At 70.4% G+C, this 6,295-nt stretch carries 6 protein-coding genes; all 6 read left to right on the top strand.

The genetic code is table 11. The annotated features are described in order from the left end of the window. The coding region (gene hisS / locus Q7W02_10400; protein ID MDO8476581.1) for a histidine--tRNA ligase at window positions 1-1,197 on the top strand (1,197 nt) is incomplete at its 5' end. 56 nt (window positions 1,198-1,253) lie between these two features. After that, the gene (gene aspS / locus Q7W02_10395; protein MDO8476580.1) at window positions 1,254-3,038 is read left to right on the top strand and encodes an aspartate--tRNA ligase; all 1,785 of its coding nucleotides are present in this window, start codon (window positions 1,254-1,256) and stop codon (window positions 3,036-3,038) included. Next, a complete protein-coding gene (locus tag Q7W02_10390) occupies window positions 3,035-4,102 on the top strand; it encodes a PhoH family protein (GenBank protein ID MDO8476579.1) in 1,068 nt (355 codons plus the stop codon). The genes aspS and Q7W02_10390 overlap by 4 nt, the downstream gene beginning before the upstream one ends. A 24-nt stretch (window positions 4,103-4,126) precedes the next feature. Then, a complete protein-coding gene (gene ybeY / locus Q7W02_10385) occupies window positions 4,127-4,585 on the top strand; it encodes an rRNA maturation RNase YbeY (protein MDO8476578.1) in 459 nt (152 codons plus the stop codon). Next, entirely contained in the window at window positions 4,582-5,490 is a 909-nt protein-coding gene (era, locus tag Q7W02_10380; protein MDO8476577.1) for a GTPase Era, read from the top strand. Before ybeY ends, era begins: the two co-directional genes overlap by 4 nt. Before the next feature lie 2 nt (window positions 5,491-5,492). After that, the gene (gene recO / locus Q7W02_10375; protein MDO8476576.1) at window positions 5,493-6,278 is read left to right on the top strand and encodes a DNA repair protein RecO; all 786 of its coding nucleotides are present in this window, start codon (window positions 5,493-5,495) and stop codon (window positions 6,276-6,278) included. Window positions 6,279-6,295 lie beyond the last annotated feature (17 nt).

Below are 6,295 nucleotides of genomic sequence, written 5' to 3'. Positions count from 1 at the left end.
ACCTTCGAGGCCTACGGCTACCGGGAGATCAGGCTGCCGCTGTTCGAGCGCACCGAGCTCTTCGCCCGCGGGATCGGCGACGAGACCGACATCGTCAAGAAGGAGATGTACACCTTCGACGACCGCGGCGGCGACTCGCTGACGCTCCGGCCCGAGGCGACCGCGGGGCTTCTGCGCGCCTACATCGAGCACGGCTTCCAGGTCGAGCCCAAGCCCGTACGCCTCTACACGGCCGGCCCCATGTTCCGCTACGAGCGGCCGCAGGCGGGGCGCTACCGGCAGTTCCACCAGGCCAACGTCGAGGCGCTCGGCGAGGTCAACCCGGCGGTGGACGCCGAGGTCATCTGCATGCTGATGGACTTCTTCCTCGCGCTGGGCTTAGGCTCCCGCTTGGCGCTGCACGTCAACTCCATCGGCGACGCCGGGGATCGCGAGGCGTATATCGCCCGGCTCGTGGACTACCTCCGGCCCCACGCCGCGGCGCTCTGCGGGGAATGCCAGGCCCGGCTCGGACGCAACCCGCTCCGCGTGCTGGACTGCAAGGTGCCCGACTGCCAGCCCGTCGTCGAGAAGGCGCCGTCCATCCTCGACTCGCTCTCGCCCGAGGCCGCGAAGCACTTCGAGAGCGTGCGCGGCTACCTCGACGTCATGGGGCAGGTCTATACGGTCACGCCGCGCCTCGTGCGCGGCCTCGACTACTACGTGCGCACCACGTTCGAGGTGAAGACCGCGGACCTCGGCGCCCAGGACGCGGTCGCGGGCGGCGGGCGCTACGACGGCCTGATCGAGCGCCTGGGCGGCCCCGCCGACCCCGGCATCGGCTTCGCCATAGGCCTCGAGCGGGTGGTCCTTCTCCTGGGCGACGCGGAGGCGGTCTCGCGCCCGTTCGTACTCCTGGTGCCGCTGGGAGACTTGGCGCTCCAGCGCCTGATGCCCGTCGCGCGCGCGGTCCGCCAGGGCGGGGTGGCCGCCGAGCTGGGCTATGGCGCCCGCAAGCTGCCGCGCGAGCTCGAGCGGGCCAACAAGCTCGGCGTCGCCTACGCGGTGATCGCGGGGGAGAACGAGCTGGCGGCCGGGGAGGCGGTGCTGCGCGAGATGAAGACGGGAGAGCAGAGGCGCGTGCCGATCGCCGCGCTGGCCGCCGAGCTCTGCGCCCTCGCCGGCAAGGGCGTCTCCCCCAAGGGCCCCTCCCAATGACCGAGACGCGCGGCGAGCCCCGAGTCGAGCCCAAAGTCGAACCCCAGGTCGAACCCATGTCCGGCTGGAAGCGGACGCATTCCTGCGGCGCGCTCCGCGCCGGGGACGCCGGCAAGACCGTCACGCTGATGGGCTGGGTCTTCAGGCGGCGCGACCACGGCGGGCTCATCTTCGTGGACATCCGAGACCGCGAGGGCATCATCCAGTGCGTCTTCAACCCCGGCGACGGGGCGGCGGCGCACGCCAAGGTCCAGGGCGTCCGCGGTGAGTTCGTCCTGGCGGTGCGCGGCACGGTCGCCCCGCGCCCGGCGGGAACCGAGAACGCGAAGATCCCGACCGGCGCCGTCGAGGTGCTTGCTCGCGAGCTCAAGGTCCTCAATGACTGCCGCCCGCTGCCCTTTCAGATCGACTCCGAGGGCGATGCTGAGGTGGACGAGACGCTCCGCCTCAAGTACCGCTACCTCGACATGCGCCGCGCGCCCGTCCTCAAGGCGTTCCAGATGCGCGACCTGCTCTGCCGGGCCGTGCGCGACTACCTCCACGAGCACGGCTTCCTCGAGGTGGAGACGCCCTTCCTGACCCGTTCGACGCCTGAGGGCGCGCGCGACTTCCTCGTGCCGAGCCGGCTCCAGCCCGGCAGCTTCTACGCGCTGCCGCAGTCGCCCCAGCTCTTCAAGCAGCTCCTGATGGTGGCGGGCTTCGAGCGCTATTTCCAGATCGTCCGCTGTTTCAGGGACGAGGACCTGCGAAAAGACCGCCAGCCGGAGTTCACCCAGATCGACATCGAGACCTCCTTCCTCGACCGCGACGACTTTCTGCCCATCGTCGAGGGCCTGGTCGCCGCGATCTGGCGCCGGGTGAAGGGGGTGGAGCTCGCGCTGCCGTTCCCGCGGCTGGCCTACGACGAGGCCATGGCGCGATTCGGCTCCGACAAACCCGACCTGCGCTTCGGCCTCGAGCTCCAGGACGTGTCGGCGCTCTTTGTGGGCGGCGAGTTCCAGGCCTTCGCCCAGGTCGTGGCGGGCGGCGGCGCCGTCAAGGCGCTCCGCATCCCCGGAGCCGGCTCTATGTCCCGCAAGGAGCTTGACGACCTCACGGCCGAGGTCAAGCAGGCCGGGGCCAAGGGGCTGGTCTGGATCAAGGTGACGGCGGAGGGTCTCAACTCGCCGGTCGCCAGGTTCCTCTCCGCCGTCCAGGAGCGGCTGCTGAGCCTGACCGGCGCGGCGGCCGGCGACCTCGTGCTGCTGGTGGGCGACGCCCCGGCGGTTGCCGCGACGGTCCTCGGTCGCCTGCGCGTGGACCTGGCCAGGCGGTTCAAGCTCATCCCGGAGGATCGCGACGTGTTCGCCTGGGTCATAGACTTCCCGCTCGTGGAATGGAACGCGGACGAGAAGCGCTGGGACGCCGTCCACCATCCGTTCACGGCGCCGCGCGATGAGGACCTGCCGCTGCTCGAGTCCGACCCGGGCAAGGCGCGGGCGAAGGCGTATGACCTCGTGCTCAACGGCCAGGAGGCCGCCGGCGGCTCCATCCGCATACACCAGCAGTCGGTTCAGGAGCGCCTCTTCGGCCTGATCGGCATCTCCAAGGAGGAGGCGCGGGCGCGCTTCGGCTTCCTGCTGGAGGCCCTCGAGTTCGGCGCGCCGCCCATGGGAGGCATCGCCTTCGGACTCGACCGGCTGGCGGCGAGTCTGGCGGGGCAGGAGTCCATCCGCGAGGTCATCGCATTTCCGAAGACGCAGAAGGGCACCTGTCCGCTCACCGACGCTCCCGCTCCGGTGGACGCGCGCCAGCTCCGCGACCTCGGGATCCGCATAGTCGAAGGAGCCGGCCCCGCGTGACCGAAGTCGCCAGCGCCACCCGTCGCGTCCTGATCCCGCCGGACCTCAACCTGCTCGCCTTGCTCGGGCGCAATGACGAGCACCTGAAGCTGCTCGAGACGCAGTACACCGTCCAGGTCACCTCCCGCGGCCACGACATCACGCTCCGGGGCGACGAGGGACGGCTCCAGCAGGCGGAGAAGGTGCTGCGCGAGCTGATCGACATGCTGCGCGCGCGGCCGTCGCTGGGCGCGTCCGACATCCGCTCGGCCCTCCGCATCGCCGGCACCGAGCCGGACACCGACCTCAAGGGGTTCCTGGCCGACGTCATCGCGGTGCCGTCGCGGCGCAAGCTCATCAGCCCGAAGACGGCCAACCAGAAGCGCTACCTCGACGCGATCAGGAGCCACGACCTCGTCATCTCCATCGGGCCGGCGGGCACCGGCAAGTCCTACCTCGCCGTCGCCATGGCGGTCTCCGCCCTCGTCAAGCGTGAGGTCTCGCGCATCATCCTGACGCGCCCGGCAGTCGAGGCGGGCGAGCGGCTGGGCTTCCTGCCGGGCGACCTGATCGAGAAGTTCCATCCCTACCTCCGGCCGCTCTACGATGCGCTGTACGATATGATCGAGGCCGAGAAGGTCGCCACGCTCACCGAGAAGGGGGCGATCGAGATCGCACCGCTCGCGTACATGCGCGGCCGCACGCTCAACGACGCGTTCATCATCCTCGACGAGGCGCAGAACACCTCGTCGGAGCAGATGAAGATGTTCCTGACGCGCCTCGGCTTCAACTCGAAGATGGTCATCACGGGAGACATCACGCAGGTGGACCTGCCGCCGAGCCGCCCGTCCGGGCTCATCGAGATCCAGACCGTGCTGGAGGGGATCGACGGCATCCGCTTCATCTATTTCGACCATCGCGATGTGGTCCGCCACGACCTCGTCTCCGCCATCGTGCGCGCCTACGACCGCGTCAAGCCCGGCCGGCGCACGCCCCCTCACCCTGCCCTCTCCCCCGGTGGGGGAGAGGGAGACTCGAGCACCCTGGCTTCTCCCCCTCGCCCTCCTCTGGAGGGAGAGGGTTAGGGTGAGGGCGGGCGCTTGAGGCCCGTGGCCGTCAGCAATCGCCAGCGCCGCGTCCGCGTCTCGACGCCGAGACTGCGCGCTACGGCAGAGGCCGCGCTGCGCGCGCTCGGGCGCGCCGATCTCCATGTCGACGTTACCGTCGTGAACGACCCCGCCATCCGGCGGCTCAACGCCCGCTACCTGCGCACCCGCAAGACCACCGACGTGCTCGCCTTCGATCTCCACGCGCCCGGGCCGTCGCGCCTCATGGGCGAGGTGATCGTCTGCGCGGACACGGCGAAGCGGCAGGCCCGACGCGTCGGTGTGTCGGTGGCGCTCGAGCTCGACCTGCTCGTGGTCCACGGGCTCCTGCACCTGGCGGGCTGGGACGACCACGAGCCGCGAGAAGCCCGGCTCATGCACGAGCGCGAGCGGGAGATCCTGGCGGAGACCGGGCGGCGCGCGCCGTCGCGTCTCTGGAACGGTCTCCTCGAGCCGCGATGACCGATCCCGGGCACAGGGCGGGCTTCGTCGCGCTTGTGGGCCGCCCGAACGTCGGCAAGTCCACGCTCCTCAACCGTCTCGTGGGCGAGAAGATGGCCATCGTCTCGCGCCGGCCGCAGACCACCCGGACGCGCATCACCGGCATCAAGCACCTGCCTCACGCTCAGGTGGTCTTCGTCGATACGCCGGGCCTGCACGAGGGCACGGGCCGGCTCGGCGAGCTCATGGTCAAGACCGCGGAGCGGGCGCTTCAGGACGTCGACCTCGTCTGCCTGGTTCTCGAGGCGACCGAGAAACCCGAGCGGCTCGACCGCGCCGTCTTCGAGCGCCTCAAGGGCGCGCGCGTTCCCGTGTACGCCGTGCTCAACAAGATCGATCTCGTCGCTCCCAAGTCGAAGCTCCTCGCGCTTATCTCCGCCTGCCGCGCCGCGTTTGCCTTCAAGGAGATCGTGCCGGTGTCGGCCGAGAGCGGGGAGAACTGCGAGCGCCTGCTGGCCCTTCTCGTGGCGGCCATGCCGCAGCGACCGCCGCACTTCCCGCGCGAGTCGCTGACCGACCAGCCCGAGACCTTCTGGGTCGCCGAGACAATACGCGAGAAGATCTTCCGCCTGACAAACCAGGAAGTGCCGTACGCCTGTGCGGTTCGCGTGGCGGAGATCAGCGAGCGCAAGCGCCCCGAGTGCCTGTACATCCGGGCGAGCATCTTCGTTGAGCGCGACTCGCAGAAGGGCATCCTGATCGGCAAGGGCGGGGCGACCCTCAAGCGGATCGGCACCACGGCGCGCGAAGACCTCGAGCGCTTCTTCGGGATCAAGGTGTTCCTCGAGCTCACGGTGGCGGTGAGACGAAACTGGAGAACAGACGATCGGGCCCTCAAGGAGTTCGGCTTCTTGCTGACGTCCTGACGATGGCGCTGTACAGGACGCAGGGCATCGTCATCGGGCGCCGGGCCCTCGGCGAGAGCGACCGGCTGGTGGACTTCTATACGCGCGACCACGGCAGGGTGCGCGGGGTCGCCAAGTCGGCGCGCCGGACGCGCTCCCGCTTCGGCAGCGCGCTCGAGCTCTTCACGCTGGGCGAGCTGATCTTTTTCGACACGGGGCGCAGCGAGCTGGTGCGCGTGGACCACTTCGACATCGTCCACCCCTTCGTGCGGGTCCGCGAGCACCTGGAGCGGCTGGGGCAGGGGGCGTGGGTCATCGAGTGCCTGACGCGGCTCACGCCGGATCGCGATTCGCAGCCGGCCCTCTTCGGGCTTACCCTGCGGAGCCTCCGCGCGCTCGACTCCGGCGCCCGGCCTCAGCGGGTCGCCAGCTGCTTCGCACTGCGCGCGGTGGACCTCCTCGGCCACCGGCCGCGGATCGACCGCTGCATCGAGTGCGGGCGCGCCTACCCGTTTCCCGAGGCCGCCCTCGACGTGACGGCGGGCGGACTTCTCTGCGGCCGCTGCGGGGCCGGCGCGGACGCGCTCCCGCTCTCGGGCCCCGCCGTCGGGCTCCTCAAGCGGCTGCGCGCCTTGGCGTGGGAGGAAGGGCTCCGGCTGCCGCTCGCGGCCGACCTCGACGCGGAGCTGGCGGCGACGCTCGAGGGCGTCATGACTCGCCTCATCGGCCACCTGCCGCGCTCCTCGCGCTTTCTTGCCCAGACCCGCCGCGATCTTTCACACCACCCCTCACCCAGCCCTCTCCCCTGAGGGGAGAGGGTAGGGTG

The organism is Candidatus Rokuibacteriota bacterium (assembly GCA_030647435.1).
Lineage (GTDB): Bacteria > Methylomirabilota > Methylomirabilia > Rokubacteriales > CSP1-6 > AR37.
This window is presented reverse-complemented; position numbering and strand designations above follow the sequence as displayed.